This is a genomic window from Tateyamaria sp. Alg231-49, assembly GCF_900143535.1.
Lineage (GTDB): Bacteria > Pseudomonadota > Alphaproteobacteria > Rhodobacterales > Rhodobacteraceae > Tateyamaria.
In genome coordinates this window covers 52,637-76,990 of sequence record NZ_FRFA01000012.1, presented here as the reverse complement: position 1 = coordinate 76,990, position 24,354 = coordinate 52,637, and the positions used below count along the sequence as shown (strand labels likewise).

General features: G+C 59.7%; 23 protein-coding genes. 15 read left to right on the top strand and 8 right to left on the bottom strand.

Annotation, left to right across the window (positions count from 1 at the left end):
* Positions 1 to 4: 4 nt before the first annotated feature.
* The 6 genes from DHN60_RS16755 to deoC form a co-directional block, all read right to left on the bottom strand.
* Positions 5 to 1,489 carry an inorganic phosphate transporter gene (locus tag DHN60_RS16755; protein WP_108838477.1) on the bottom strand — a complete coding sequence of 495 codons (1,485 nt, stop codon included), beginning with the start codon at positions 1,487 to 1,489 and terminating at the stop codon, positions 5 to 7.
* A 437-nt stretch (positions 1,490 to 1,926) separates the two neighbouring features.
* A complete protein-coding gene (locus DHN60_RS16750) occupies positions 1,927 to 2,505 on the bottom strand; it encodes a hypothetical protein (RefSeq protein ID WP_108838476.1) in 579 nt (192 codons plus the stop codon).
* Positions 2,506 to 2,595: 90 nt separating this feature from the next.
* Complete coding sequence (locus DHN60_RS16745; RefSeq protein WP_108838475.1) at positions 2,596 to 2,922, bottom strand: hypothetical protein; 327 nt, start codon at positions 2,920 to 2,922, stop codon at positions 2,596 to 2,598.
* Positions 2,923 to 3,202: 280 nt separating this feature from the next.
* A complete protein-coding gene (locus DHN60_RS16740; RefSeq protein ID WP_108838474.1) occupies positions 3,203 to 5,545 on the bottom strand; it encodes an aldehyde dehydrogenase family protein in 2,343 nt (780 codons plus the stop codon).
* Positions 5,542 to 5,799, bottom strand: a complete 258-nt coding sequence (locus DHN60_RS16735) for a DUF1272 domain-containing protein (RefSeq protein WP_108838473.1) — start codon at positions 5,797 to 5,799, stop codon at positions 5,542 to 5,544. Before DHN60_RS16735 ends, DHN60_RS16740 begins: the two co-directional genes overlap by 4 nt.
* 3 nt (positions 5,800 to 5,802) lie before the next feature.
* Positions 5,803 to 6,801, bottom strand: coding sequence for a deoxyribose-phosphate aldolase (gene deoC / locus DHN60_RS16730; RefSeq protein ID WP_108838472.1), 999 nt, complete (start codon positions 6,799 to 6,801; stop codon positions 5,803 to 5,805).
* A gap of 174 nt (positions 6,802 to 6,975) precedes the next feature.
* On the opposite strand from deoC, the gene DHN60_RS16725 reads away from it, so the two are divergent.
* The 7 genes from DHN60_RS16725 (at position 6,976) to DHN60_RS16695 (ending at position 14,094) form a co-directional block, all read left to right on the top strand.
* Positions 6,976 to 8,469, top strand: coding sequence for a DUF4153 domain-containing protein (locus DHN60_RS16725; protein WP_108838471.1), 1,494 nt, complete (start codon positions 6,976 to 6,978; stop codon positions 8,467 to 8,469).
* Entirely contained in the window at positions 8,466 to 9,158 is a 693-nt protein-coding gene (locus DHN60_RS16720; RefSeq protein WP_108838470.1) for a response regulator transcription factor, read from the top strand. Before DHN60_RS16725 ends, DHN60_RS16720 begins: the two co-directional genes overlap by 4 nt.
* Positions 9,143 to 10,099 carry a HAMP domain-containing sensor histidine kinase gene (locus DHN60_RS16715; RefSeq protein WP_108838469.1) on the top strand — a complete coding sequence of 319 codons (957 nt, stop codon included), beginning with the start codon at positions 9,143 to 9,145 and terminating at the stop codon, positions 10,097 to 10,099. The genes DHN60_RS16720 and DHN60_RS16715 overlap by 16 nt, the downstream gene beginning before the upstream one ends.
* 158 nt (positions 10,100 to 10,257) lie before the next feature.
* Positions 10,258 to 11,169, top strand: coding sequence for a metal ABC transporter solute-binding protein, Zn/Mn family (locus DHN60_RS16710; protein WP_306416015.1), 912 nt, complete (start codon positions 10,258 to 10,260; stop codon positions 11,167 to 11,169).
* Complete coding sequence (locus tag DHN60_RS16705; protein ID WP_108838467.1) at positions 11,166 to 11,978, top strand: metal ABC transporter ATP-binding protein; 813 nt, start codon at positions 11,166 to 11,168, stop codon at positions 11,976 to 11,978. Before DHN60_RS16710 ends, DHN60_RS16705 begins: the two co-directional genes overlap by 4 nt.
* Positions 11,979 to 11,982: 4 nt before the next feature.
* The gene (locus tag DHN60_RS16700; protein ID WP_108838466.1) at positions 11,983 to 13,182 is read left to right on the top strand and encodes a metal ABC transporter permease; all 1,200 of its coding nucleotides are present in this window, start codon (positions 11,983 to 11,985) and stop codon (positions 13,180 to 13,182) included.
* Entirely contained in the window at positions 13,183 to 14,094 is a 912-nt protein-coding gene (locus DHN60_RS16695) for a metal ABC transporter permease (RefSeq protein ID WP_108838465.1), read from the top strand.
* A gap of 29 nt (positions 14,095 to 14,123) precedes the next feature.
* On the opposite strand, the gene map is transcribed toward DHN60_RS16695, so the two are convergent.
* Together map and sfsA are read right to left on the bottom strand one after the other, a co-directional pair.
* Positions 14,124 to 14,948, bottom strand: coding sequence for a type I methionyl aminopeptidase (gene map, locus DHN60_RS16690; RefSeq protein ID WP_108838464.1), 825 nt, complete (start codon positions 14,946 to 14,948; stop codon positions 14,124 to 14,126).
* A gap of 55 nt (positions 14,949 to 15,003) precedes the next feature.
* Complete coding sequence (gene sfsA, locus DHN60_RS16685) at positions 15,004 to 15,708, bottom strand: DNA/RNA nuclease SfsA (protein ID WP_108838463.1); 705 nt, start codon at positions 15,706 to 15,708, stop codon at positions 15,004 to 15,006.
* Positions 15,709 to 15,756: 48 nt separating this feature from the next.
* Between sfsA and DHN60_RS16680 the strand changes: the two genes are divergently transcribed.
* The 8 genes from DHN60_RS16680 (at position 15,757) to DHN60_RS16645 (ending at position 24,354) form a co-directional block, all read left to right on the top strand.
* Positions 15,757 to 16,479, top strand: a complete 723-nt coding sequence (locus DHN60_RS16680; RefSeq protein WP_108838462.1) for a molybdopterin-binding protein — start codon at positions 15,757 to 15,759, stop codon at positions 16,477 to 16,479.
* Complete coding sequence (locus tag DHN60_RS16675; protein WP_108838461.1) at positions 16,476 to 17,201, top strand: GNAT family N-acetyltransferase; 726 nt, start codon at positions 16,476 to 16,478, stop codon at positions 17,199 to 17,201. The genes DHN60_RS16680 and DHN60_RS16675 overlap by 4 nt, the downstream gene beginning before the upstream one ends.
* On the top strand, positions 17,198 to 17,764 hold the full coding sequence (locus DHN60_RS16670; RefSeq protein WP_108838460.1) for a peroxidase-related enzyme: 567 nt from the start codon (positions 17,198 to 17,200) through the stop codon (positions 17,762 to 17,764). Before DHN60_RS16675 ends, DHN60_RS16670 begins: the two co-directional genes overlap by 4 nt.
* A gap of 56 nt (positions 17,765 to 17,820) precedes the next feature.
* Positions 17,821 to 18,699, top strand: a complete 879-nt coding sequence (locus DHN60_RS16665; RefSeq protein ID WP_234423679.1) for an OmpA family protein — start codon at positions 17,821 to 17,823, stop codon at positions 18,697 to 18,699.
* Positions 18,700 to 18,898: 199 nt separating this feature from the next.
* Positions 18,899 to 20,686 (top strand): peroxidase family protein, encoded by a 1,788-nt coding sequence (locus DHN60_RS16660; RefSeq protein WP_108838458.1) that lies wholly within the window; start codon positions 18,899 to 18,901, stop codon positions 20,684 to 20,686.
* Entirely contained in the window at positions 20,683 to 21,528 is an 846-nt protein-coding gene (locus DHN60_RS16655) for a hypothetical protein (RefSeq protein WP_108838457.1), read from the top strand. The genes DHN60_RS16660 and DHN60_RS16655 overlap by 4 nt, the downstream gene beginning before the upstream one ends.
* Positions 21,525 to 22,853 carry an NADH:flavin oxidoreductase gene (locus tag DHN60_RS16650; protein WP_108838456.1) on the top strand — a complete coding sequence of 443 codons (1,329 nt, stop codon included), beginning with the start codon at positions 21,525 to 21,527 and terminating at the stop codon, positions 22,851 to 22,853. The genes DHN60_RS16655 and DHN60_RS16650 overlap by 4 nt, the downstream gene beginning before the upstream one ends.
* A gap of 1 nt (position 22,854) precedes the next feature.
* A complete protein-coding gene (locus DHN60_RS16645) occupies positions 22,855 to 24,354 on the top strand; it encodes a hypothetical protein (RefSeq protein WP_108838455.1) in 1,500 nt (499 codons plus the stop codon).

Here is a 24,354-nt window from a genome sequence, read left to right as displayed (position 1 = left end):
ACTATCAACCCATTGTCGAATTGATCAGGAAAAAGATCGTTCCTGACAAAATCGCTGCTGCTGGAACGGTTATGATCCATGCGGCAATGATCGTCATAAAGTGCGAACGCCGGACCAGTTTTCTTCGACGCCGTTCTTCCGGAGCATAGCTTGCCCGTTCAGGCATCGCGAGCCGCGCCTTTTTGATCCGCCGTTCCGCGTCCCATTCCCGGAAAAAGCCCACACCAAAGACCGCGCCAACGGCGATGTGGGTAGAACTGACCGGCAGTCCAAGCCAGCTTGCGACGATGACGGTGATGGCCGCTGACAGCGCAACACAATAGGCGCGCATCGGGTTCAACTTGGTGATTTGCCCCCCGACCATCCGGATCAGTTTTGGCCCGAAAAGGAACAAGCCAAACGAAATGCCAAAGGCCCCGATGACCATGACCCAAATCGGGATAGAGGCCGCTTCCAGGAAATCTCCGGATTGTGACGCATGAACGATGGCGGCCAAAGGGCCAACCGCGTTGGCCACATCATTGGCGCCATGCGCGAAACTGAGCAGGGCGGCGGACACAACCAACGGGATGCTAAACAGGGTCTTGAGGGATTTGTTGCGGTTTTCCAGACCTTCGGATTGCTTTCGAATAACGGGTATCATCGCAACCCAGATCAGACCTCCAATGACGGCCCCGATCAGAAGGGCGGTGGGCAGGTCAATCTTGATGATCTTCTTCAAGCCCTTCAGCGCCAGATACGAGGCAAACGCCCCTGCCATGATGCCCACAAGAATCGGAACCCAAACGCGCGCCGCTGCGATTTTGTCTTCGCGGTAGATGATGCGCGACTTGATCAGCGCCAGAAACAACGCGGCAATCGCCCCGCCGAGCATGGGCGAGATGACCCAGCTTGCGGCAATCGTGCCCATCGTCGGCCAGTTGACCGCAGCAAATCCGGCAGCTGCGATACCGGCCCCCATGACACCGCCAACAACAGAGTGTGTCGTAGACACTGGTGCACCAAGCCATGTGGCGAGGTTGACCCACAAAGCAGCGGACAAAAGGGCGGCCATCATGGCCCAGATGAAAACCGAGGCGGTGCCCATGCTTTCAGGAGCAATAATGCCCTTTGCGATGGTTGAAACCACATCACCACCGGCAATTAACGCACCTGCGCTTTCAAAAACGACGGCGATGGCAATCGCCCCGCCCATTGATAAGGCATTTGCGCCGACCGCGGGGCCCATATTGTTGGCAACATCGTTGGCCCCAATATTGAGCGCCATGTAGGCCCCAAGGCAGGCCGCAACGACAACGATCAACAGGTTGTTTGATTGGTCAAACAACAGCATAGCGGCCAAACCGGCCAACACGACAAAGATGAATGAGATGCCCAGACCCACCGTGGGGCGGGCAACGAGGCTTGTGGCCGATTCCAGATTGGAAAATCGCGCCAGGTCGCGATCCAAAGTCTCTAAGTGGCGTGGATCGCCCTGTTTTTCTGTCATTTTTGTTGGTCCCCCCGTCTTGGCCGAGTTCTTAACGGTTTCAGGAGCGAATGATCAACGTCCGTGTTGGGCCAAAATGACTGTTATTGGTTGCGATGAACGGTTTTTAGCCCTGTTTCATTGACCAGTTGTACCGGGGCTTGTGCGCTGGCCCGTTTCCGCGCGGGTTCATTGGCTTAGGGGATTCGTGGGGCACCTCGTTCGCAGCGACAGAATATGCCAACTTGGCCAACTTGTTGAGGTCATCCGGCGCGCAGTGACCAGGCCTGAAATGAGTAGGAATTCTTGTTTTCGCCATCGACGGACACCACAGCTTTGCGCCGGATGTCCATCGGTAAGGCAGGAACGCATTGAGGCCAGAGCGGACGTTGACAGAAGGCTGCTTGCAGTCGTCATGCTAAAGCTGACTGGCCTAACCTTGGCCCGCCTTCGCTGTCTCAATGCGTTGGTGGAAGCCAGACTGTGAATTCTTTGGCGTTTGGGGCTGCTGAGTTTGGAGACATTGCGCCATAAAGCTCATCCCCGCACTTCATAAGAAAAGGTGCAACAACACCACCTTTATCATTAAAGTTGCCCGTACAACGCTGGTACCCCTTGATAGAAGACGCATTCCGTTCCTTTGACGGGGGGCCGATGGAGTCCACGGTCACTACTGCATATTTGGTTGTCAGGCCGTCAAAGCTTAGAAAACCTTTTAGGCCTTTGTTGCAAACAAGTTCGGATCTGCTCGGGCCGGTTAACCCTCCTTCGCTTAGGTTGCGGGAGCCTTTGCAAATCACGGCATTTCTTGGCACCGTCAGTTTGGCTTTAGGTTCGCCTGCAAAGGCGGGTGCTAGTGGCGTTCCCTTACTCGAAACGACTTCGACGGGCTGTTTCACTTTTGATTGGCTCACGCCGTATTGAATGGGGACCCAAACGGGGGCTGTGGCAACCACTGCGGCACCCGCATAGAGGCCAACAATCTCGCAGCCGGCTAGGAGAGGTATGGCAAAAAGTATAGCGACAAGTTTTTTCATAATTTCACCGGTGTTTAAAAATTCGGAGTTGGGGCAATCCGCTGGAAATACGGAAACTGGACTTGGGCCTTTGCGAAGAAAGGCTTTGGTTCATTTGCATCGCTTTTGTTTGTAGAGATCTACCAGCACAGTCTGCCGCGCAGTTGCTGCTTCCTGTGCTTGTTTTGCATTCATGTTATTTCCGATCACGGCGGGCCAGAACAAGATGGCAGCGGCTACGTTCTCTCCGGAAGCGGTTCTGCCTTTTTCGGCTTCTTTTTGGATCTGCTGGAGTTGACCAAGTTGCGTTTTTATTTCTGAGCAGGTCAACGCGTCGTCGGATATCGATTTGACGGTAACGACTTCTGGATTCACGCATGCAGAGGTAAAAAGACAGAGCGCAGTAAAGGGCAGGATTGTTTTCCGGGTCAGGTTCATAGGTCTTGCTTTCAAGTTTTTTCAGTTTGATGCGAAATGGTTAAGAATTTTATTCTGTACACTGTTCAAAACGTGACCGAATTCTGAACGACAATCAATATTATTATTGAACAGCGATCAGAAATCTATTAAACTTCTGTTTTTATTATGAAAAAATTCGTACCTTATCAGTTCTGCTCTAGGTGAGCAGAGAATTTATTGATCGAAGGTCAATAAATTTTTCTTGTGGAGCGTGGCATGGCCCGTCGGGCGGGCCAGTCTCGGAGCTGACTCGAGGCTCTTATTCACCGAAGGGAACCCAGATGGTTTTGACCTCTGTTGCGGCTTGAAGGAACGTCCGCCCTTCGCCGTCGGCTGACATCCAGTCGCGTGCAGTTGCGTTGTTGACCCATGTGCGTTTGAGGTTGCCTGCCGCGCCGTGTTCGATCTGTTTGGACAAATCCTTTCCCGAAAAGGACCAGACCGCATCGACATTAAGGTGTTTGGCCATGTGCGGCGCGAGCTCTGCGTGGTCACCTGTGAGGATGTTGACCACGCCAGCGGGCACGTCTGATGTTTCGAGCACCTGATAGAAGTCTGTGGCGGCCAGTGGGAAGGGTTCGGAGGCGCCAAGCACGACCCGGTTACCCATTGCGATCGCAGGCGCCATGCAGGAGATCAGCCCGAGCAGAGGGGCCTCGTCTGGGCACAATGCGGCGATGATCCCGGTGGGTTCGTTCATCGCCAGAGCGATACCGCGCAGGGGCACGCCCTTGGCCGCCCCATCATATTTGTCCGCCCATGCCGCGTAGGCGAACAAGCGCTGGATCGAGGTTTCGACCTCTTTCGCGCCGGTTCTGCCGCCTTGCATTGCGTTGAGCCGTGCGGCGAATTCATCTGCCCGTGCGGACAGGTTTTCGGCGATGTAGTAGAGGATTTGCGCGCGCAGGTGCCCTGTGGTTTTGGCCCAGCCTTTGGCTGCTTGTGCGGCCTCGACGGCGTTGCGCAGGTCCTTGCGGTTGGCGAGGCTGGATTGGCCGAGAAGCGCGCCGTTCTTGCCGTAAACTTTGCGCGAATAGCCCCCGTCGGGCCGTGCCTGTTTGCCGCCGATATAGAGCTTGGCCGTTCGGTCAAGCGGGTCAGTGGGCGCATCATCGCCTTTGAAGGGCGCGATGGGTTTCGTTGGTTTGGCGCCCGCGTTGGGCTTGGTGTAGGCCAAGAGCCCTTCCCAACCGCCTTCGCGTCCAAAGCCGCTTTCGCGTACGCCGCCAAATCCTGCGGCGGCGTCAAAGAGGTTGGTGGCGTTCACCCAGACCACGCCTGCGGCCAGTTTTGGAGCGATGTCGAGGGCGAGGTTGACGTTTTCACTCCAGACCGTGGCGGCCAGCCCGTAGCGGGTGTTGTTGGCCAGTTCCACTGCCTCGGAAGGTGTGCGGAAGGTTGTCGACACGAGAACTGGGCCAAAGATTTCTTCTTGCATCAGGGTGTCGGCTGAATTGAGACCGGTGATCAGCGTTGGCGGGTAATAGCATCCTGTTGCGGGCAAAGTTGTCTGGGATTGATAGGTCTCGCCGCTTGTGTTGTTGGCGACCATTTTGGTGATCGTTTCCAACTGTATCGGGTCAACAACCGCGCCAACGTCGATGGATTTGTCCAGCGGGTCACCAATGCGCAACTTGTCCATCCGCGCGCGAAGTTTGGCATAGAAGGCGTCGGCGACGGGTTCTTGCACCAACAGGCGCGAACCAGCACAGCAGACCTGACCCTGATTGAACCAGATGGCGTCCACGAGCCCTTCGACTGCCGAATCCAGATCGGCGTCATCAAACACGATGTAGGGGGATTTGCCGCCCAGTTCTAAGGTCAGCGCCTTGCCTGTGCCTGCGGTCGCCTCGCGGATGCGTCGGCCAACGGCGGTGGACCCGGTGAAGGCGATCTTGTCCACCTCAGCGTTCACGATCATCTCGCCAACCGCGCCGTCACCTGTGACGATGTTTACCACGCCTTTGGGCACGCCCGCCTGCGTGCAGATGTCGGCAAACAGCAAGGCGGTCAGCGATGTGTATTCCGCAGGCTTCAACACCACGGTGTTGCCCATGGCCAGTGCGGGCGCGATTTTCCATGCCAGCATCAGGAGCGGGAAATTCCACGGCACGATTTGCCCGCACACGCCCAATGCAGATCGGTCAGGCAACTCGGCTTCCATCAGCTGCGCCATGCCTGCGTGGTAGTAGAAGTGTCGCTGGGCGAGGGGGATATCGATGTCACGGCTTTCGCGGATCGGCTTGCCGTTGTCGAGGGTTTCGAGCACGGCAAACAGGCGGCTGTGTTTCTGAAGCAGGCGCGCAATGGCATAGAGCACGCGGGCACGGGCGTGGCCGCCGGATTTGGCCCATTTGGGTTGGGCGGCACGGGCCGCTTTGACGGCGGCATCGATGTCGGATTGAGTGGCCTGGCTTAGGTCGGCGAGGGTTTCGCCGGTGGCAGGGTTGCGGGAATGGAAGTCTTTGGTGGGCGCGGTGAATTTGCCGTCGATAAAGTGACCAAAGCTTGCGCCCTGATCGACGATCCACGCCAATGCGTCGCCTGCTGCCTCAGGGGCAAGGCCGTATTCCATGGTTTCAAAGATGTCTTTTACGGTCATCGCAAGTCTCCTGACGCAGGGCACCCTGCGGGTTTATTTACCCGTTGGGTCGAGGCTGGGAATTTGGAAAGAGCGGAAGCTGGCCGGATCGGGCGCGGTGCGAACCCACCGCCACAGTTTGGGCACAGCCCCTTTAACCGATCCGATGCGCATGTCGCGCAAAACGTGCATTCAAAAGAGCAAATCACGGCGTTTTCGGATTCAGGGGGCAGATCGCAGTCGCAGCATTCGCAATTTGGGCGCAGGGCAAGCATCCGTTATCCAATCGCATGCCGGTACCCGGCGGAATAGGCGCCGGTCAGGTGGTGTTCCAGTTGCCGTTCGATGTCACCCAGAAGTGACGAGGCCCCGAAGCGGAACAGGTCTGGCAGCAGCCAGCGGTCGCCCAGTTCTTCTTTGATCAGCGACAGATACACCAGCGCGTCCTTGGCCTTGGAAATCCCACCGGCAGGTTTGTAGCCCACGCGGTGTCCTGTGACCTCGAAATACTCCCGGATCGCCCGGATCATTACCAGGCTCACGGGCAGCGTGGCGTTCACGCTTTCCTTGCCTGTCGAGGTTTTGATGAAGTCAGCGCCCGCCATCATGCAGACCAGCGAGGCGCGCGCAACATTACGCAAGGTGCCCAACTCGCCCGTGGCGAGGATCGCTTTGACATGTGCCGCGCCGCAGGCTTCGCGCATTTGCGCCATCTCATCATAGAGGGCGGTCCAGTTTCCTTCCAGCACGTGGCGGCGCGAGATGACGATGTCGATCTCTGCTGCACCGGCCGAAACGCTTTCTTTGATCTCTTGCAGGCGCAGGTGGAAGGGTGACAACCCGGCGGGAAACCCTGTCGAAACAGCCGCAACGGGAATGCCTGATCCTTGCAAGGCGGAGACAGCCGCCGGGATCATTTCGTGATACACACAGACTGCGCCGGTGGTCAGTCCGGGCATTCCCAACGCCTCAAGCATCTCGGCGCGCACCGGCTGGCGGGCCTTGGCACACAAGCGATGGACACGCCGTTCTGTGTCGTCCCCGGACAGGGTGGTGAGGTCGATCAGGCTGATCGCCTTGAGCAGCCACGCCGCCTGATGGTCCTTTTTGATGGATCGCCGTCCGGGCAGGGTTGCGCAGCGCCCTTCAATCGCAGACGTATTGGCCTGCACACGGCGCACCCAATCCATGTCCAGTGCCATGCCGGGATTGCGCGGCTCTGTCACTTGCAACTGGTTTGCGCTTTGGGTTTCGGAATGTGTTGTCGTCACATGCATCTGGGGATCCTTTCGGACGGGTGCAGGTCACTGACGTGGCATGGCTGATCGCATTTGGCAAGCGCTGCCGCGGCGCAACCGCCTGCACATTTTCTGCACAACCACGGTGGGAGTCCCTGCACGCGCCCCTGTCACACTGTCGGGCAATCGAGGCCAAAGACAAAGGGACAGGCAATGACGACAGGGACTTTTCGTGGTGTGCCGTTGAGTATGCAACAGGATGGGTGGTGGTTGGATACACCAAAGAGCCCCCGACGCGATATGCGTGCAGTGCGCAAACGAGACGGGTTCAAGGTTGTACTGCTCGCGGCATTGATTGCTGTTGGTGATCTGCTGGTCTGGGATGCAGCGCCTGCGCTGAGTTTTGCGCTGCTGGCGCTTTTGATCGTGATGGCAGGGCTTGTCTTGGCATGGCCGGGTCTGAGTGTGCGCGCCCGTTTTGGCGTCGGGGCAGGGGCCGTGTTGACTGTTCTGCCGTTGATCGAACAGGTGCAACCCTTGTCCGTTCTGATCGCTCTCACTGGCATATCTGTTCTGTTGGCCGCTCTTGCCGGGCTTGGGCGCAGTGATTTGCTGCGCGGTGCGGCACGTGCGTGGTGGTTCGCCCCGGCACAGACCGGGGTCGACGCGGTCACGGGTGCGCGGCGTTTGGGCAACATCAATTCGGGGGCGATCAACATACGCGCTCTGTTGATCGGCTGGGCGCTGCCGTTGGGGGCCACCGCGCTGTTCGCGCTGTTGTTGATTGGGGCCAATCCGGTCTTGGATCGGGCCTTGTCGCAGCTGACCACGTGGCAGATGCCCGCGCCAAACGTTTGGCGGCTTTGGTTTTGGGTTCTGCTGGGCGCTCTTATCTGGCCAGTGCTGGTGGCGTCCCGCTTGCACGAACGGTTGCGTGCCCGCCGCCCTGTGCGTGCCACGGTCAGTCGTCAGGGGATTGTGAATGCAGGGTCTGTCGCCCGCTCGTTGGTCGCTTTCAATGCGTTGTTTGCGGTGCAGACTGTGATGGACATTCTGTTCCTTTATGGGAACGTCGGCTTGCCCGAGGGCATCAGCCCGGCCACTTATGCCCATCGCGGGGCCTATCCGCTTTTGGCGGCTGCGCTTCTGGCGGGTGTGTTTGCAGTCCTTGCCCGTCCTCATTTGGCTGGCCGGCCCGTTTTGCGCTGGCTCATGCTGCTGTGGCTTGCCCAGACGCTGGCCTTGGTTGGGGCGTCTCTGTTTCGTCTTGACGCTTATGTCGATGCTTATGGGCTGACGCGGTTGCGGATGGCGGCCTATATCTGGATGGGGTTGGTGGCCGCGGGCCTTGGAGTCGTCGTCTGGCAGATCTGGAGGGACAAACCCGCCGCATGGATGCTGGTGCGCAGCGGGGCGCTGGGGGTTGTCGTGCTGTATCTTTGTGCCTTCCTCAGCTTCGATGCCACGATCGCGCGTCATAATCTGACTCGGCACAGTGATCCGGACACCTTTATGCTTTGTGGTCTGTCCGAAGACGTCATTCCGGCCATGACGGCGCGTTTTGGCCCTGAGTGGCCAAGGGAATGTGTGTCCTCCTATCGCGTGCCCCGCCTGTCCTACCCAGACGACTGGCGCGAATGGGGCTTTCGCAACTGGCGGGTGCGCCGTAGCCTTGCGGCCATGACTGCACAGGCCCCCGCCCCATGAACGCACCGCACCTTTTGATTGTCGATGATGACCCGCATATCCGTTCGGTCCTGCGGATCGCGTTGGGGCAGGCGGGGTACGACGTGACCGAGGCGGGCGACGGGGCCGAGGGGTTGGCCAAGGCCCGTTCCGGGCGCTTTGACCTGATCGTGCTTGATATTGGCCTGCCTGAAATGGATGGGCTGGCCCTGTGTCGCGCCCTGCGGGCCAGCCACGATACGCCTGTGCTTTTTCTGACTGCGCGTCAGGACGAGATCGACCGCGTGCTTGGTTTCGAGCTGGGTGGGGATGACTATGTGACCAAGCCCTTCTCCCCCCGCGAATTGGTGGCGCGGATCGGTGCGATCCTGAAACGGACCCGGCCAGTACAAAGGGCGGGCCCGACACAGACCCGTGGTGTGCTGAGTGTCGATGCCACGACCCACAGCTGCCATGTGAATGGCACCGCCGTCACGCTGACCGCGCGCGAGATGGATATCCTTGCACACCTCATGGCCCACCCCGACCGGGTCGCGGCGAGGCCCGCGCTCACCGATGCGCTGTATGGGAGGGGGGCCGGGGTCAGCGACCGCACGCTCGACAGCCATTTGCGCAATCTGCGGCGCAAGCTTGAGGAGGCAGGTTGTGCGGACGCGATCGAGACCGTGCATGGGATCGGGATCCGGATGGGCCTATGTCGGGGCCAGTGAAACCTGTCACGCCCAAATGGCGTCCCCCATTGGCATTGGTCATCGGCGGCACCCTTGCTGCCGTGCTGGTGCTGCCCTTGTTCGGCATTATTTATCTCCGGCTCTGGGGGAACATTCTGGGGTGGGGAGAGGCTGCGTGGCTGATCGTGTGGCTCGCGGTCATTGCGACCTCGGTGCTTGGTTTCTTGCTTTGGCGGCTTGTGCTGCGTCCGATTTATGCGCTGACCAATTATGCGCGCGCCATGAAGGCGGGGCAGACGGCCCCGGTGCCGGTTCACTTTGGGACGCCCGAACTCAGCACGTTGGGGGCCAGCGTCACGGCGATGGGTGAAAGCCTGAACAGCCGGGCGGAGGGGATGAAAGCCTATGCAGACCATGTGACCCACGAACTGACATCGCCGCTTACCGCCATCCGTGGCGCCAGCGAGTTGTTGCAGGCCGGGGCAAGCGGGAAGGACGCCGAAGATCTGACCAATACGATCCGCGAGGCGAGTGCGCGGATGCAGATGCTGTTGGACGATCTTGGGCACCACACGCGCGCGGCCAACAGCGCAGGCACCGGCACCTGCCAGCTCAGCGCTGTGGCGCAGGACATCAACGCGGGTTTGATCCTCGAGGTGGCGCAGGATGGCGACATCCCGCTTTTGGCAGCAGACCTCACGACGATCCTGACACAAGTGGCCCGCAACGCTGCTGAACACGGGGCGCAAAAGTTAACGCTGACCGCCAGTGGGTCCGCGCTGCATATCGCCGATGATGGTCCGGGGATCAGTGCGGGCAACCGGGACCGCATCTTTGACCCCTTCTTTACCACACGGCGCGAACAGGGCGGCACTGGCATGGGGCTTAGCATTGTGCGCAGCCTCGTGCAGGCCCGTGGCGGGCGGGTTTCCTTGCTAACAGAGGGCCCCGGCGCCCAATTTTTGATCAGTTTCGACTGAAACCAGCCGATTTACCGCCGTTAGTTGAGAATCATTCGCATTCTCATTGACTTCTTGCGAATGATTCTCATATTCAATCTCATGTTCTTTCACACTCAAACGAAACTGAGGTTCTGATGCTTTTTTCCCGACGTACTCTTCTTGCTGGTGCTGCGGCCATGGTTGCGACACCATCGCTTGCTTCCTCCAAGGCCAATGTGGTGGCCAGCACCGGCATGATTGCCGATATGGTGCGTACCATTGGGGGAGCCGGAGTTGAGGTGAAGGCCCTGATGGGTCCGGGGGTTGACCCGCACGCATATCGCCAGACCCGCAGCGACATCGTCGACATGACGCGGGCGGATGCCACGTTTTGGCACGGCCTTTATCTTGAGGCGCAGATGGAAGAATTCATGCTTGATCTGGGTACCAAGCGCCCGGTTCATGCCGTTGCTGAATCCGTAGATACCGATCTGCTGATCGGCAGCGAAGACTACGAAAACCGCTTTGATCCGCACATCTGGATGGATCCTGACCTGTGGGTCAAATGTGTGCCGGCCGTTGTGCAAGCCCTGACCGCCCTGCGTCCCAACGACAGAGAGTTGTTTGAGACCAACGCCAGCGCCTTCATTGCTGAAGCCGAAGCGCTGTCGGTCTACAACCGCGCCGTTCTTGAAGCAGTGCCTGAACCGGCCCGTGTGTTGCTGACCGCCCATGACGCCTTTGGGTATTTCGGCGGGGCTTATGATTTTGAGGTGATGGGTATTCAGGGTATCTCGACCGAAAGCGAGGCAGGCCTGAACCGCATCAGCACCTTGGTTGATATGTTGGTCGCGCGGCAACTGCCCGCTGTGTTCGTGGAAACCTCGGTCTCTGATCGCAACATCCGCGCTTTGATCGAAGGGGCCGCCGCCCAAGGGCACACTGTTATCATAGGTGGTGCGTTGTTCTCTGACGCGATGGGGCCGGATGGCACCTATGAGGGCACGTGGCTGGGCATGATCGATCACAACGTGACGACCATCGCCCGTGCGTTGGGGGCGGACGTCCCTGCAACTGGACGACTGGGTCGCCTGAAAGGGGCTGCATGAGCCTTCAGAATATCCATCTCGTCACGGACGAGGCCGTTGCTCAGGCCGAAGCGGAACGGACAGCCAGCCCATTGGCTGTCCGCAACCTGACTGTGTCTTATGGGCAGACGCCCGCGATATTCTCCGTTGACCTGACTGTGCGTGCAGGGGCCATGACCGCCATTGTCGGGCCAAACGGTGCGGGTAAATCCACTTTGCTCAAGGCGGCACTTGATGTGATCAAGCCGCTGGCGGGCACCGTAACCGTCTTTGGCGAACCACTTGCCGCGATGCGCGACCGCATCGCCTATGTTCCCCAGCGCGCGAGCGTGGATTGGGATTTTCCGACCCGTGTTATCGACGTGGTTTTGATGGGTTTGTATCGTCAGTTGGGTCTGCTTGGTCGGGTGCGCAGCAAGCATCGTGCGGCTGCCATGGGCGCGCTTGACCGCGTCGGCATGACAGATTTCGCCACCCGTCAGATTGGCCAGCTTTCTGGTGGGCAGCAACAGCGCGTGTTTCTGGCCCGTGCGCTTGCGCAGGATGCCGATGTCTACGTGTTGGATGAACCTTTTGCCGGGGTAGATGCCGCCACAGAACGGGCCATCATTGCTGTGCTCAAAGACTTGCGGGACACAGGGCGCACCGTTCTTGCGGTTCACCATGATCTGGCCACGGTGCCTGACTATTTCGATGATGTTGTGTTGCTGAACACCCAAGTCATCGCAGCAGGTCCTGTCGATGACGTCTTTACCGAAGACAACCTGCAAGCCGCCTATGGCGGTCGGTTGACTACGGCGCGTGTCGATCCTGAAAGCGTTGCAGGCTAGTCCCATGCTGGGCGATGCACTGCTCTTGCAGCTTGGTTACAACGCGACGCTGGTGACAGTGGGCGCGGCCTTGCTGGGTGTTGCCGCAGGGGTTGCGGGAACATTCCTTTTTTTGCGCAAGCGGGCACTGGTTGGTGATGCGATCAGCCATGCGACCCTGCCCGGCGTGGGCCTTGCATTTGTTCTGATGGTCGCCCTTGGTGGCGACGGGCGTTGGTTGCCGGGCCTTTTGCTGGGAGCGGCGGTTAGCGCCGCCATTGGCCTGTTGTGTGTTCAGGGCCTGACCCGCGCGACACGGCTGGGCGAGGACGCGGCGATAGGCGCGGTCCTGTCGGTCTTTTTTGGCTTTGGCATTGTGATTTTGACGGTCGTGCAGACCATGACAGCGGGCCAGCAGGCCGGGCTTGAAGGGTTCCTGCTTGGCTCGACCGCGGGCATGTTGCGCAGCGACGCGATCTTGTTGGCGGTTTCGGCGGCAGTCGTTCTGGCACTGGTGTTGGTTCTGCGTCGCCCATTGGAGCTTGCCGCCTTTGATCCCGGTTATGCGGAGGCCACGGGGTGGTCGCTGGGTCGCATCGATCTGGTAATGATGGGTATCGTGCTGGTGGTGACTGTGGTTGGGCTGAAGGTTGTTGGTCTGATTCTGATCGTCGCCCTTTTGATCGTGCCTGCCGTCACCGCACGTTTCTGGACGGACCGCACGGGCCACGTTGTGATCATCGCAGGGGCTGTGGGTGGCGTTTCTGGCTATGTTGGTGCTGCTATCTCGGCTGTGGCCCCGGCCCTGCCAACGGGACCCATTGTTGTACTTGTCGGTTTCTTGCTTTTCCTCGTCTCGCTCCTTTTTTCCCCTGGCCGCGGTGTGCTTGCCTCGTTGTTGATGCACCATCGCTATCAGCGCCGGGTGCACATGCGCCAAGGGTTGCTGGCCCTCGCGCAAGGCCAACCGATTTTCGAGGCGCTTACCCGCCGTCTTATGCATCGTGCGGGGTTGATCCTGCCTGATGGGGTGGCGACGCAAGCGGGTCAGGCGGCGGCCTCTAAGGCCCTGCTCGACGAAACCCGCTGGTCGCTTGTCCGTGCCGATACCAGCTTTGCTGCTGCGGCGACTCGTTATGACGGGCTGACCCCGATTGAGGACGTGCTGACCCCGGATCAACTGCGCGATGTGGATGGGCGGATCACTGCCCCCAAGGTGGTTTAGATGGGCGCGGAATTTGTTGCACTGTCTCTTACGCCGATCCTGATTGGGGTCTGTGTGTCTGTCGCCTGTGCATTGCCGGGCAACTTTCTGCTGCTCCGTCGCCAAGCGCTCATCGGGGATGCCATCAGCCATGTGGTGCTGCCGGGCATTGTGGTTGCCTTTCTGTTGACCGGGACCGTGAGAACGGGGCCGATGCTGCTTGGGGCCGCAGGGGCGGCGGTTCTGGCTGTTATTGCCATCGAGGCCATTCGCCGGTTGGGCCGTATTGAATCTGGGGCGGCGATGGGTGTGGTGTTTACGGCCATGTTCGCCGGTGGTGTGCTGCTTCTTGAACGCTCCGACACCTCAAGTGTGCATCTTGATGTGGAGCACGCGCTTTATGGCAATCTGGAAAGCCTGATCTGGCTTGACGCCACAGGGTGGGGATCCTTGATCGATGCCACGGCCCTTGCGGGCCTGCCCGTGGAACTGCCCCGCATGGCGCTGGCCCTGTTGGTTGTTGGCGCCTTCATCGCACTGTTCTGGAGACCGCTCGCCCTGTCCACGTTTGACGAAGGGTTTGCGCGTGGGCTGGGACTGCGTACAGGTCCTTTGGGTCTTGCATTGGTGGTGGTGTCGGCGATTGCAGCGGTTGCGGCCTTTGATGCGGTGGGGTCGATCATCGTGATCGCCATGTTCATCTGCCCGCCCGCCGCTGCCCGGATGATGACCAACCGGCTGGGACATCAGGTTGCATGGTCGATGCTGTTTGCGGCCCTTGCAGCGATTATTGGCTACGTGCTGGCTGGCTATGGTCCGCTTTGGATTGGGGCGTCAGCCTCGGTCAGTGCAGCGGGGATGATTGCGACCGTTTCTGGGATCATACTTGCAGTCGCGGCTATTGCCGGACCACACCGCACGCGGGGCAGTTGAGGCGCGCAGCGATCTGCTCTGCGCCGACCTCAATCAAATGTTGGGTGGAACAAGCCTGCCGCTGAAGGGGTGAAGATTTCAAATCCCGTTTCCGTCACGCCCACCGAATGCTCGAACTGCGCAGACAAAGACTTGTCTCGCGTCACGGCCGTCCAGTCATCAGAAAGAGTCTTTGTCTCTGGACGGCCCAAGTTCACCATCGGTTCAATGGTAAAGAACATCCCGGGTTCCAAAACCGCGCCTGTTCCGGGGCGACCGTAATGCAGAACATTGGGGGGCGCATGAAACACGCGGCCCAACCCGTGACCACAAAAGTCGCGCACCACGGACATGCGGTGGCTTTCCACAAAACTCTGGATGGCGTGGCCAATGTCGCCAAAGGTGTTGCCGGGCTTTACAGCCTCGATCCCCAGCATCAGCGCATCATGGGTCACCTGGATCAACCGTTCGGCCTTGCGGGGCAGTTTGCCGGCCACATACATCCGGCTTGTATCGCCAAACCAGCCATCGACGATGACGGTGACGTCGATGTTCAGGATGTCGCCATCCTTGAGCACCTTGTCACCCGGAATGCCGTGGCAGACCACGTGGTTCACACTGATACAGCTGGCGTGCTTGTAGCCTTTGTATCCGATCGTGGCCGATTTGGCGCCTGCCTCATCGACCATCTCGGTAATCACGCGGTCAATTTCGCCCGTTGTCTGGCCGGGAAAGACCAGGGGCGCCATTGCGTCCAGAATGTCCGCCGCAAGTTGGCCCGCCGCGCGCATGCCGGCAAAGTCAGCTTCGTCATAAATGCGGATCCCGTCCTTGGTCTGACGGGCGCGGCTTGCATGGTTCACTTTGTGCTCCATCGGAGGATCTCTTTGCTGATGTTCATACTGCACTGCGGCGAAAAGGGCCAGTCGGTCAGATGTCGATATCTATCGGTTCTGCCACCTTTATCCCCTGCGGTGTGATGTAGGTCCCCAGACATAGGGTTTCCACACCCGCGTGTCGTGCGGCGGCATAGGCGGTGGCGTAGGTGGCATCAATGTCGCCCGCCAGAGTGAACTGGGAACAGTCGGTGCGCTGCACCAGATAGAGCATGACGGCCCGGTGCCCGGCCTCAACCACCCGCGCCAATTCGCCCAGATGTTTGGCCCCGCGTGCGGTGACAGAGTCGGGGAATTCGGCCAAACCGGGCGCGCGCGACAGTGTCACCGATTTCACTTCGACATAGGCGTCAGGCAGGCCATCGCCCTGCAACAGGAAATCGATCCTGCTGTTTTCCCCATACTTCTGCTCTGGGCGCACAGTGGTGTAGGCCTCAAGCCCTTTGATCTCGCGCGCTTCAAGCGCGGCCCGCAGCGCCCGATTGGGCACCGACGTGTCCACACCGGTGAAATGGCCATCGCCATGTTCGACCAGACGCCAGCCGAATTTCAGCTTTTTCTTGGGATCGTCATTGGGCTCTAGCCAGATCCGCATCCCCGGCTCTGCCAGACCCATCATCGAACCGGGATTGGCACAGTGGGCGGTAATCTCGCGCCCATCTTGCAGACGGCAATCCGCCAGAAAGCGTTTATAGCGACGGATCAGCGTGGCGGGGACAAGTTCGGTTTGAAAGCGCATGGGCGGGGGCCTATACCGTGACAGGTTGCATCTCAAGGAGTCCCGGACATGCCCAACCCCACAGCCGCCATGCTGGTGATCGGTGACGAGATCCTGTCCGGGCGTACCCGCGATGCCAACATGCACCATCTGGCCGGAGAGCTGACGAATGTTGGCATCGACCTAAAGGAAGTGCGCATTGTCAGTGATGATCGCCCGGCGATCATTTCGGCGGTTCAGGCATTGTCGGCAGCCCACGACACGGTCTTTACCTCGGGAGGAATTGGCCCGACACACGATGACATCACCGCCGATTGCATCGCCGCCGCCTTTGACACGCCGATCGACGTCCGGGACGATGCGCGGGCCTTGCTGGCTGCGCATTATGCCAAAACCGGGTCAGAGTTGAACGCCGCCCGTTTGCGCATGGCCCGGATTCCGGATGGCGCAACACTGATCGATAACCCGGTTTCGGTCGCGCCGGGGTTCACCATTGAAAACGTGCATGTCATGGCCGGGGTTCCGTCTGTTTTTAGGGCTATGGTGGCCACCGTGCTGCCCACGTTGACCGGTGGTGCGCCGCTGATTTCCAAGACCTTGCGGATCGACCGGGGCGAAGGCGATATCGCGGGCCCGCTTGGCGTGCTGGCCGACGCCTATCCGGACCTCAGCATCGGGTCTTATCCTTTTCAGAAGGACGGCAAGTTCGGGGCCAACATTGTGATCCGGGGCACAGAGGGCACGCTGGTGGACGCAGCCCTCGCCGAACTCGAAACCCAGTTTCCGGGATGATTGACGCGCGGGCCTTTTACGAGACCATCGACGGCACATGGCCTGCGGCGTCCAAGCAGCACATAGGGTCTTGGACGATCCGCGACGGGCAGGGTGGCGGCAAGCGCGCCAGCGCGGCCACGGGGGACGCGACGGGCGACATTGCGCAGGCCGAAGACGCTATGCGCGCCTTGGCCCAAACCCCGCTTTTTATGATCCGCGAGGGCGACACCGCTCTTGATGCCCATCTGCACGCGCGTGGGTATCAGATCATTGACCCCACTAATGGCTATGCAACGCCCGTTGAAACCCTCACCGATATTCCCATTCCCCGCGTCACTGCTTTTGCCATCTGGGAACCGCTGGCCATTATGGAAGAGATTTGGGCCGAGGGCGGCATTGGCCCAGCCCGGCTTGATATTATGGCGCGGACTGAAACCAAAACAGGCATCCTTGCCCGCTGGAACGAAAAACCGGCTGGGGTAGGTTTTGTCGCCGTCCACGAAGGGGTCGCGATGGTGCATGCGGTCGAAGTGCTGGAACACCAGCGCCGCCAAGGCGTGGCCCAATGGATCATGCGGCAGGCGGCGTTTTGGGCACGAGACAATGGAGCTCACACTTTGACCGTTTTGACCACTGCAAACAACGGACCTGCAAACGCGCTTTATCAACGGTTGGGCTTTGCTTCTGCGCCCGGCTATCATTACCGCATCTTACAGACGAAAGACGACACATCGCCATGACCGACACACCTACCGCACTTGATCTGCCCATGGTGGACCCGTTGCCCGCACAAACACAAAAGTACTTTGACATTTGTCAGGACAAGCTGGGGATGATCCCTAATGTGCTTAAGGCGCACGCCTTTGACATCGACAAGCTCAACACCTTTACCGCGCTTTATAATGACCTGATGCTGGGCGAGAGCGCTCTGAGCAAGCTGGAGCGCGAAATGATTGCCGTTGTGGTCAGCGCGACCAACCGCTGCCATTACTGCCTGACCGCCCATGGAGCGGCGGTGCGGCAGTTGTCTGGTGATCCTGCGTTGGGCGAAGCCCTTGTCATGAATTGGCGCGTGGCCGAGGTGACACCGCGCCAACGCGCTATGCTGCTGTTTGCTGAAAAGGTCACGCTGGCCTCAGCTCAGATCGAAGAGAGCGACCGGGAGGCTTTGCGCAGTCACGGGCTGAGTGACCGCGACATCTGGGACGTTATCAACGTGGCTGCGTTCTTCAACATGTCCAACCGAGTGGCGAGCGCCACTGCGATGGAACCGAACCCAGAATACCACGCGCAGGCGCGCTAGGAATGGGGCGGGCGCGGCTTTGTCTTACTGCACTTTTGTGTTTGGTCGCGTGGCCTGTGGCCGCGCTGGATCTGACATTGCCAACAGGGGCTAGCGAAACCGCCTCGCGCGACCGGTCGCTGGCGCAGGAAGTCGTGCCAGAGGGGCCAATCGCTGATGGCACGCTGCCAACCCGCATGTTCGAAGGGCCCGTCAGTACCCGTGCTTTTCGCATACCCTCTTTGGGGCTGACCCCGCTGCAAATTCTTGCTCCCCTGCGTGCGCAGCTACAGAAGGCGGAGTATGTGGTACTGTTGGATTGTGGTCAGGCCGTGTGTGGCGGGTTTGATTTCCGTTTTGCGCTGGATGTGCTGCCCGCACCCAACATGTACGTCAACATCCGGGACTACCATTTCCTAAGCGCGGTGTCGGCCGACGGTCAGGCCGCTGTGACGCTATTGGCCAGTGCGGCGGCCGGGGCGGGGTATCTGCAAATTGTTCAGGTTGGGGAGCCCGCAAGCATCGCGACGCAGCGTCCGGTTGCCCCGCCGGTTGCCGTGATCGCGGACAACGGCACGGTTGCATCGCGATTGCTGGAGCACGGGCGCGCTGTTCTGCGCAGCCTTGAGTTTGAAGTGGGCAAGACTACGCTGAATGGCAAGGATGTGCCGGAACTGGCGCAAGTCGCCGCACTGATGCAAGAGCGCGCTGGGCTGCGCATCGCGGTGGTGGGGCACACAGATACAGTTGGCGGACTTGAGGCCAACATAGCTGTTTCGCGCGCACGGGCACAGTCAGTGCGACAAGCACTAATTGATCGCTATGGCGTCGCGCCCGACCGGATTGAAGCGAACGGAATGGGTTACCTTGCGCCTGTCGCTTCAAACCTGACGTCTGCCGGGCGCGAAGCCAACCGACGTGTGGAAGTGATCGTCGTGGCCGAGGATGCTGAATAGGGCTTGGGTTTTGGCAGGCTTTGGCGATCTCGGTGCTCCGGAAATAGATTTCCCGATTGGCTCGGATGAGTGAGCCTTTTCCGGTGGCTGAGCCATAGCGTTCAGTGTGAGAGTCCCCAATTTTTGGAACTACACTTTATACGAGCAGGGAAATTTGCTATCATTCAACTATTGATAGATTTATTTTTTGAGGCTGCTGATGTCCATTTTGGGAATGCTTGCCCGTAAAACTGAAGACCGCCGCGTCTGGTTTCGTTGGAACTTTGTGCCCGCTCTGGCCATTATTTTGGGGCACCGCGAGAACATGCGGCGTGACAATCTGATCGACACAGAGGTGTCACCACCCACCCCACCGGCCGCAGACGATCCGGTGAACTTTCGCACCGCCGATGGCAGTTACAACGACATGGGCAAGCCGTGGATGGGCATGGCTGGGGCGCGCTTTGGGCGCAATGTTGCGATGGACGCGACCTTTGGCGAAACCGGCGAAGAACTGATGACACCGTCGCCGCGACTGGTCTCCAACAAGCTGATGAAGCGCCGCGAATTTGTGCCGGTGCCGCATCTGAATGTGCTGGCCGCCGCTTGGATTCAGTTCATGGTCCATGACTGGTTGTCCCACGGCAAGAACGACAAGACCCGCCCAATGGAAATCCCATTGCCCGAAGGCGACGACTGGGGCGACAAGATGGAGGTGCTGGCCACCACCCGACCCGATGCCGAAGACGGACGCCCGCAAGCCTTTGTCAATGTCGAGACGCATTGGTGGGACGCCAGCCAGATTTATGGGTCCAGTCAGGCGCGCCTAGATCGGGTTCGGACAGGGTCGGGCACGTCCGTTTTACCGGATGGTACATTGGCGCTGGATGACAAGGGTCTGCTGCCCGTGGACAGCCAATCAGCCACCAAAAACCTAGAACTGACTGGCGTGAACGGGAATTGGTGGATCGGTCTGTCCGTTCTGCACACTTTGTTCGCACGCGAACATAATGCCGTCGTTGCGCGGTTGAAGGTGGATTATCCCAATGCATCTGGTGAATGGCTGTTTGGCAAAGCGCGGCTGGTGGTTTCGGCGCTGCTTGCCAAGATCCACACCGTCGAGTGGACACCGGCACTGATGGACAGCCCCGTGGGCCGCATGGCGATGCGTGGCAATTACTGGGGCCTGATGGGGGAGCGGGTCACAAATGCGTTCGGGCGCGCGTCTGACAGTGAGGTGATCAATGGCATACCGGGATCACCTGTGGACCATCATGGTGCGCCCTATGCGATGACCGAAGAGTTTGCTGCTGTCTATCGTCTGCATTCGCTGATGCCAGATGCCTACAATTTCCGGCGCAGTGCGAACGACGCCCATGTTCTGGACGCTGACCTCAAGCAGGTCAGCTTTGGCGCGTCCCGCGGACTGTACGAGAAACTGAGCTTTGACGATGTCTGCTACAGCTTGTGCACTGAGAACCCCGGCGCATTGGTCCTGCACAACTATCCAGATGCATTACGCGATATGACGCGTGAAAATGGGCGCCGCATTGATCTGGCGGCTGTCGATATTTTGCGCGACCGCGAACGCGGTGTCCCCCGTTTTTGCGAATTCCGCAGACAGCTTGGCATGAAGGTGCCCACCACCTTTGCCGAGATCACGTCCAACGAAGCATGGCAGGCCGACCTGCAGGAGGTCTATGGCACGGTGGACAAGGTTGATCTGTTGATCGGCACATTGGCAGAAAGCCAGTCCGAGCGCGGACAGCCGCCGCGCTTTGGCTTTTCTGATACCGCGTTTCGCATCTTTATCCTGATGGCGTCCCGTCGTTTGAAATCGGATCGTTTCTTTACCGATGATTTCCGGCCTGAGATTTACACTGAGGCCGGTTTCCGGTGGGTGCACGAAAACACCATGGAGACGGTTGTGAAACGGCATTGCCCGGACCTTGCCCCGGCCTTTGGCAATGCGCGCAATATGTTCTTTCCCTGGACGCGCGCGTCATGAAGATCCCCGGCCTGATCGACGTACAGCGCGTGCGTGATCCGGGCGTTGTTCGATCTGTCGCGGCGGACACAAGGCTTGGGCGGGTTGCGCCCGGCCGCGGGCCTCTGGTGAACCGGTTCATCGCGCGGATGGCTGCCGATCTTTTTCGCGCAGAGGGGCGCGTGCTGCCCAGTGGGCGCGCACCGGATGACCGACTGAGGCTGGATATGCGCGCGGCTTTGGCCGAACGGATCGCGGCCCCTGATCTGGGCGACAGGTGTGCCGCCGCCGTCAGTGAGGCCGCCGCTTTTGTGCGCGGGGGATCGGGCGACGCGATGCGCGTCACGCAAGCGGTCCTTGGCTGTGTGGTTCTTGATGCTTTTGAGCCTAGCACTCAAACCGTCAAAGCGGCTGAGGACATTGGACGCGTTTTGAATGGCGGGCTTTTGCGGCAGGCGCTGGACTGGATTGTGGGGGGGTCGCGAGGTGCCCGTTCTATCCTTTTCAAGGTGTGCGATGGTGATCTTAACGCAGTGCATACGTTGGGGATTGCCTCGCAAAATTTTGCCGCGTCTCTGAACATCCTGCGGTCCTTGCCGCCAGAGACTGAGGCCAAAGTGGCCCTAGCACGTGCAATGACCGCACCTGCGCAGGTGGTTCGGCAAGGCAAGTGCCCGGCCGAGACACGTGCAGGCGGCGTGGACAGCGGCACCTTGGTGATCCTGCAAACCAGCGACGTCACCCGGCGCACGCTTGATCCGCGCGACGCGTTCCTGCGGGATGCCTGGAGTGGATGCCCGGCTCATGCGCTGGTGCCTGACCTTTTGCGCCGGATCTGGATCGAGGCGGGGGGCGCGCCATGAGCGATCCGATCTTTGAACCACTGGAATTCCGCAACCTCACGGTCAAGAACCGCATTTTCCGCTCGAACATCTCGGGCCGGTTTGACAACGAAGACGGCTCGCTCACTCAGACCCGGATCAACTGGGAATGCCGTTTTGCCGCCGGAGGTGCAGGGGCCGTCATCTCGTCCTATGTGCCGGTGCGTATGGATGGGCGGATCATCGCAGGCTACGCAACGATCCACCGCGATGAGTTTATCCCGTTGTGGCAAAAGCTGGGGGAGGCCGTGCGGGCGCATGGTGCCAAATACATCCTTCAGCTTAGCCATTCGGGTCGCCAGATGGATATTCCGGGGGTGCACAACATGCACCGCCCCAGCCCCGCGCCGACGTCGAACATGGAATCGCTGCATGGTTTTCTGTGTCAGGCGATGTCGACCGGCGAAGTGCGGCAGATGGTGCGCGATTTTGCCCAAGGGGCATGGCGTGCGCGCGAGGCGGGGCTTGATGGCATAGAATTGCACGCTGCGAACGGGTATCTGTTCACCCAGTTTCTGAGTTCCGCCATCAATGATCGCACTGATTGCTATGGCGGGTCGCTGCGCAACCGCGCCCGCTTTTTGCTGGAGGTGATCGAGGCGATCCGGGACAAGGTCGGGCGCGACTTTCATTTGCAGGTCAAACTGTCGGCAACCGATCACAACAATGTCCTGCCGTGGGAGGGCAAAGGAAACACCGTCGCAGATACGATTGAGGTGGCGCAATGGTGCGAGGCGTTGGGGGCGGATGCGCTCCACGTTTCAACCGGGTCACTGTTTCCACACCCGTTGAACCCGCCGGGTGATTTGCCGCTGGATGTTTTGGCGGTGACATATGATGCCATGATCTCTTCTGGAGTCAGTGGGTTTCGGAACTTCCTGCTGTTTCGCTATCCGATGCTGCGCCCGATCTTTCGCTGGCTGTGGTTCCGCATGAAGAAGGGCCGACCTGTAGAAGGTGTCGGATACGAAGAGGCGCGGTTGATCAAAGATGCTGTGACCATCCCGGTGTTGTCTACGGGCGGGTGGCAAACCGCATCGTCCGTGCGCAATGCTTTGGGGCACATCGACGGGGTGTCGATGGCCCGCGCGCTGGTTGCCAACCCGGATTTGCCGCAGATTTGGGCTGCGGGCCATGATCTGCCGCCTGCGCCGTGCACCCATTGCAACAAATGCCTTGTGGGTGCGCCCAAGCTACCAATGGGTTGTCACGAACTTGAACGCTTCCCATCGCGCGATGCGATGATCGATCAGCTGATGGAGGTCTATGACACCAAGGCTGAACTGCAAATACCGGAGGCCTCATGACATGACTGCCGTGTCTGCTGTCGAAGCCGCCCTTGCACAACGCCGCCGCCGTTGGCGCCCGGTCTTGTGGCTCCTCCTCGCCGCTGTGTTGGTTGTTGTGTTCATCGCGCTTGGTCTGATCATCCGCGTGTTGCAGTCGGGCACTCCGTATTACAGCGACGATGACCAGCACTTCCGTTTCGGCTCGATCGGGGCGGAGGTGGCTTCTGGCATTCCATACAAAGTGTGGCAGGCCCTGCCTGTGCTCTTCCCCGAAGACTTCCCGGCGGGCGACTACAGCAGTTTTGGGTTTCTGTACGACGGCACGGGGGATTTGCCGATTGGCATCTCGAAACGCCGGGTGAGCGGTGTTGATCTGGTTTGGTTCAATTGCGCCGTTTGCCATGCGGGCACCTATCGTGAGAGTGAAGAAGATGCGCCGCAGATCGTGACGGGGATGCCTGCGCATCAGCTGGACCTGCACGGGTTCACCACGGTTGTTCTGGGGGCCGCGTCTGATCCACGGATGGCGCCAGACTCGTTGCGCACTGCGATGACGGAGGCTGGAGTCGGGCTGGGTCCGATTGAAAGCATCTTGTGGAACGTGGCCGTCTTTCCCCGCCTGCGCGAGGGGATGATTGCGCGGGCCAGCCGATTGCAGCCGCTGCTTGATCGGCAACCGGACTGGGCACATGGCCGGGTCGATACGTTCAACCCCTACAAGGTGCTTGAGTTTGATTGGCCGACCGACACCTTGAGCGAACAAGAGGTCGTGGGCGCATCCGATTTCCCGTCCATCTTTCTGCAAGGACCGCGTGCGGATATGCAGCTGCACTGGGATGGCAACAACCCGTCGCTGGCGGAACGAAACCTGTCCGCTGCCCTTGGGGCCGGGGTCACGCCTGAAACGGTGGACCACGGGTCAATCGAACGGGTTGCGGAATGGCTGCTGGACCTGGAACCACCCACCAGCCCGCACCAGCCGAACGCAGACGCAGTGGCCCGTGGGTTCGACATCTACATGCGCGATTGCGCAAGCTGCCACGGCTGGCAAAGCCCGGATGGATACGTGTTCGAAGGCGACCTTTTGGGCGACATAACCCCGCTGGACGAGGTCGGCACCGACCCGAACAGATTGCACAGCTACACGCAGGCCTTTCGCGACCAGCAAGTGTCTGAATTGTTCAAGGACACGCCCCATGCGTTCCGCCAGTTCCAGAAAACGGACGGCTATGCCAACGCGCCGCTGGATGGTCTGTGGCTGCGTGGCCCGTATTTGCACAACGGATCGGTTCCGACGCTGGCGGACCTGCTGACGCCGTCGCCTGAGCGGCCCAAGACGTTCGTGCGGGGTGGTGACGTGATTGATCCGCTGGGTGGTTTTATTTCGCCTCCCTGCACGACTGAGGCCGCCTGTTTCGATACTGCGACACGCGGAAATTCAAACATGGGGCATGTGTGGGGCACTGATCTGGATGCACCGGGCAAGTCTGATTTGATCGCCTATTTGCTGACGTTCTAA

What these genes read in the sequence shown, in the direction of transcription:
- DHN60_RS16680 (WP_108838462.1), top strand. Translation starts at nt 15,757, where the DNA reads ATGCCCAACCCCACAGCCGCCATGCTGGTGATCGGTGACGAGATCCTG.
- DHN60_RS16735 (WP_108838473.1), bottom strand. Translation starts at nt 5,799, where the DNA reads ATGCTTGCCCTGCGCCCAAATTGCGAATGCTGCGACTGCGATCTGCCC.
- DHN60_RS16755 (WP_108838477.1), bottom strand. Translation starts at nt 1,489, where the DNA reads ATGACAGAAAAACAGGGCGATCCACGCCACTTAGAGACTTTGGATCGC.
- DHN60_RS16645 (WP_108838455.1), top strand. Translation starts at nt 22,855, where the DNA reads ATGACTGCCGTGTCTGCTGTCGAAGCCGCCCTTGCACAACGCCGCCGC.
- DHN60_RS16670 (WP_108838460.1), top strand. Translation starts at nt 17,198, where the DNA reads ATGACCGACACACCTACCGCACTTGATCTGCCCATGGTGGACCCGTTG.
- DHN60_RS16745 (WP_108838475.1), bottom strand. Translation starts at nt 2,922, where the DNA reads ATGAACCTGACCCGGAAAACAATCCTGCCCTTTACTGCGCTCTGTCTT.
- map (WP_108838464.1), bottom strand. Translation starts at nt 14,948, where the DNA reads ATGGAGCACAAAGTGAACCATGCAAGCCGCGCCCGTCAGACCAAGGAC.
- DHN60_RS16710 (WP_306416015.1), top strand. Translation starts at nt 10,258, where the DNA reads ATGGTTGCGACACCATCGCTTGCTTCCTCCAAGGCCAATGTGGTGGCC.
- DHN60_RS16660 (WP_108838458.1), top strand. Translation starts at nt 18,899, where the DNA reads ATGTCCATTTTGGGAATGCTTGCCCGTAAAACTGAAGACCGCCGCGTC.
- DHN60_RS16715 (WP_108838469.1), top strand. Translation starts at nt 9,143, where the DNA reads ATGTCGGGGCCAGTGAAACCTGTCACGCCCAAATGGCGTCCCCCATTG.
- DHN60_RS16675 (WP_108838461.1), top strand. Translation starts at nt 16,476, where the DNA reads ATGATTGACGCGCGGGCCTTTTACGAGACCATCGACGGCACATGGCCT.
- DHN60_RS16655 (WP_108838457.1), top strand. Translation starts at nt 20,683, where the DNA reads ATGAAGATCCCCGGCCTGATCGACGTACAGCGCGTGCGTGATCCGGGC.
- DHN60_RS16700 (WP_108838466.1), top strand. Translation starts at nt 11,983, where the DNA reads ATGCTGGGCGATGCACTGCTCTTGCAGCTTGGTTACAACGCGACGCTG.
- DHN60_RS16720 (WP_108838470.1), top strand. Translation starts at nt 8,466, where the DNA reads ATGAACGCACCGCACCTTTTGATTGTCGATGATGACCCGCATATCCGT.
- DHN60_RS16695 (WP_108838465.1), top strand. Translation starts at nt 13,183, where the DNA reads ATGGGCGCGGAATTTGTTGCACTGTCTCTTACGCCGATCCTGATTGGG.
- deoC (WP_108838472.1), bottom strand. Translation starts at nt 6,801, where the DNA reads ATGCATGTGACGACAACACATTCCGAAACCCAAAGCGCAAACCAGTTG.
- sfsA (WP_108838463.1), bottom strand. Translation starts at nt 15,708, where the DNA reads ATGCGCTTTCAAACCGAACTTGTCCCCGCCACGCTGATCCGTCGCTAT.
- DHN60_RS16740 (WP_108838474.1), bottom strand. Translation starts at nt 5,545, where the DNA reads ATGACCGTAAAAGACATCTTTGAAACCATGGAATACGGCCTTGCCCCT.
- DHN60_RS16750 (WP_108838476.1), bottom strand. Translation starts at nt 2,505, where the DNA reads ATGAAAAAACTTGTCGCTATACTTTTTGCCATACCTCTCCTAGCCGGC.
- DHN60_RS16650 (WP_108838456.1), top strand. Translation starts at nt 21,525, where the DNA reads ATGAGCGATCCGATCTTTGAACCACTGGAATTCCGCAACCTCACGGTC.
- DHN60_RS16725 (WP_108838471.1), top strand. Translation starts at nt 6,976, where the DNA reads ATGACGACAGGGACTTTTCGTGGTGTGCCGTTGAGTATGCAACAGGAT.
- DHN60_RS16705 (WP_108838467.1), top strand. Translation starts at nt 11,166, where the DNA reads ATGAGCCTTCAGAATATCCATCTCGTCACGGACGAGGCCGTTGCTCAG.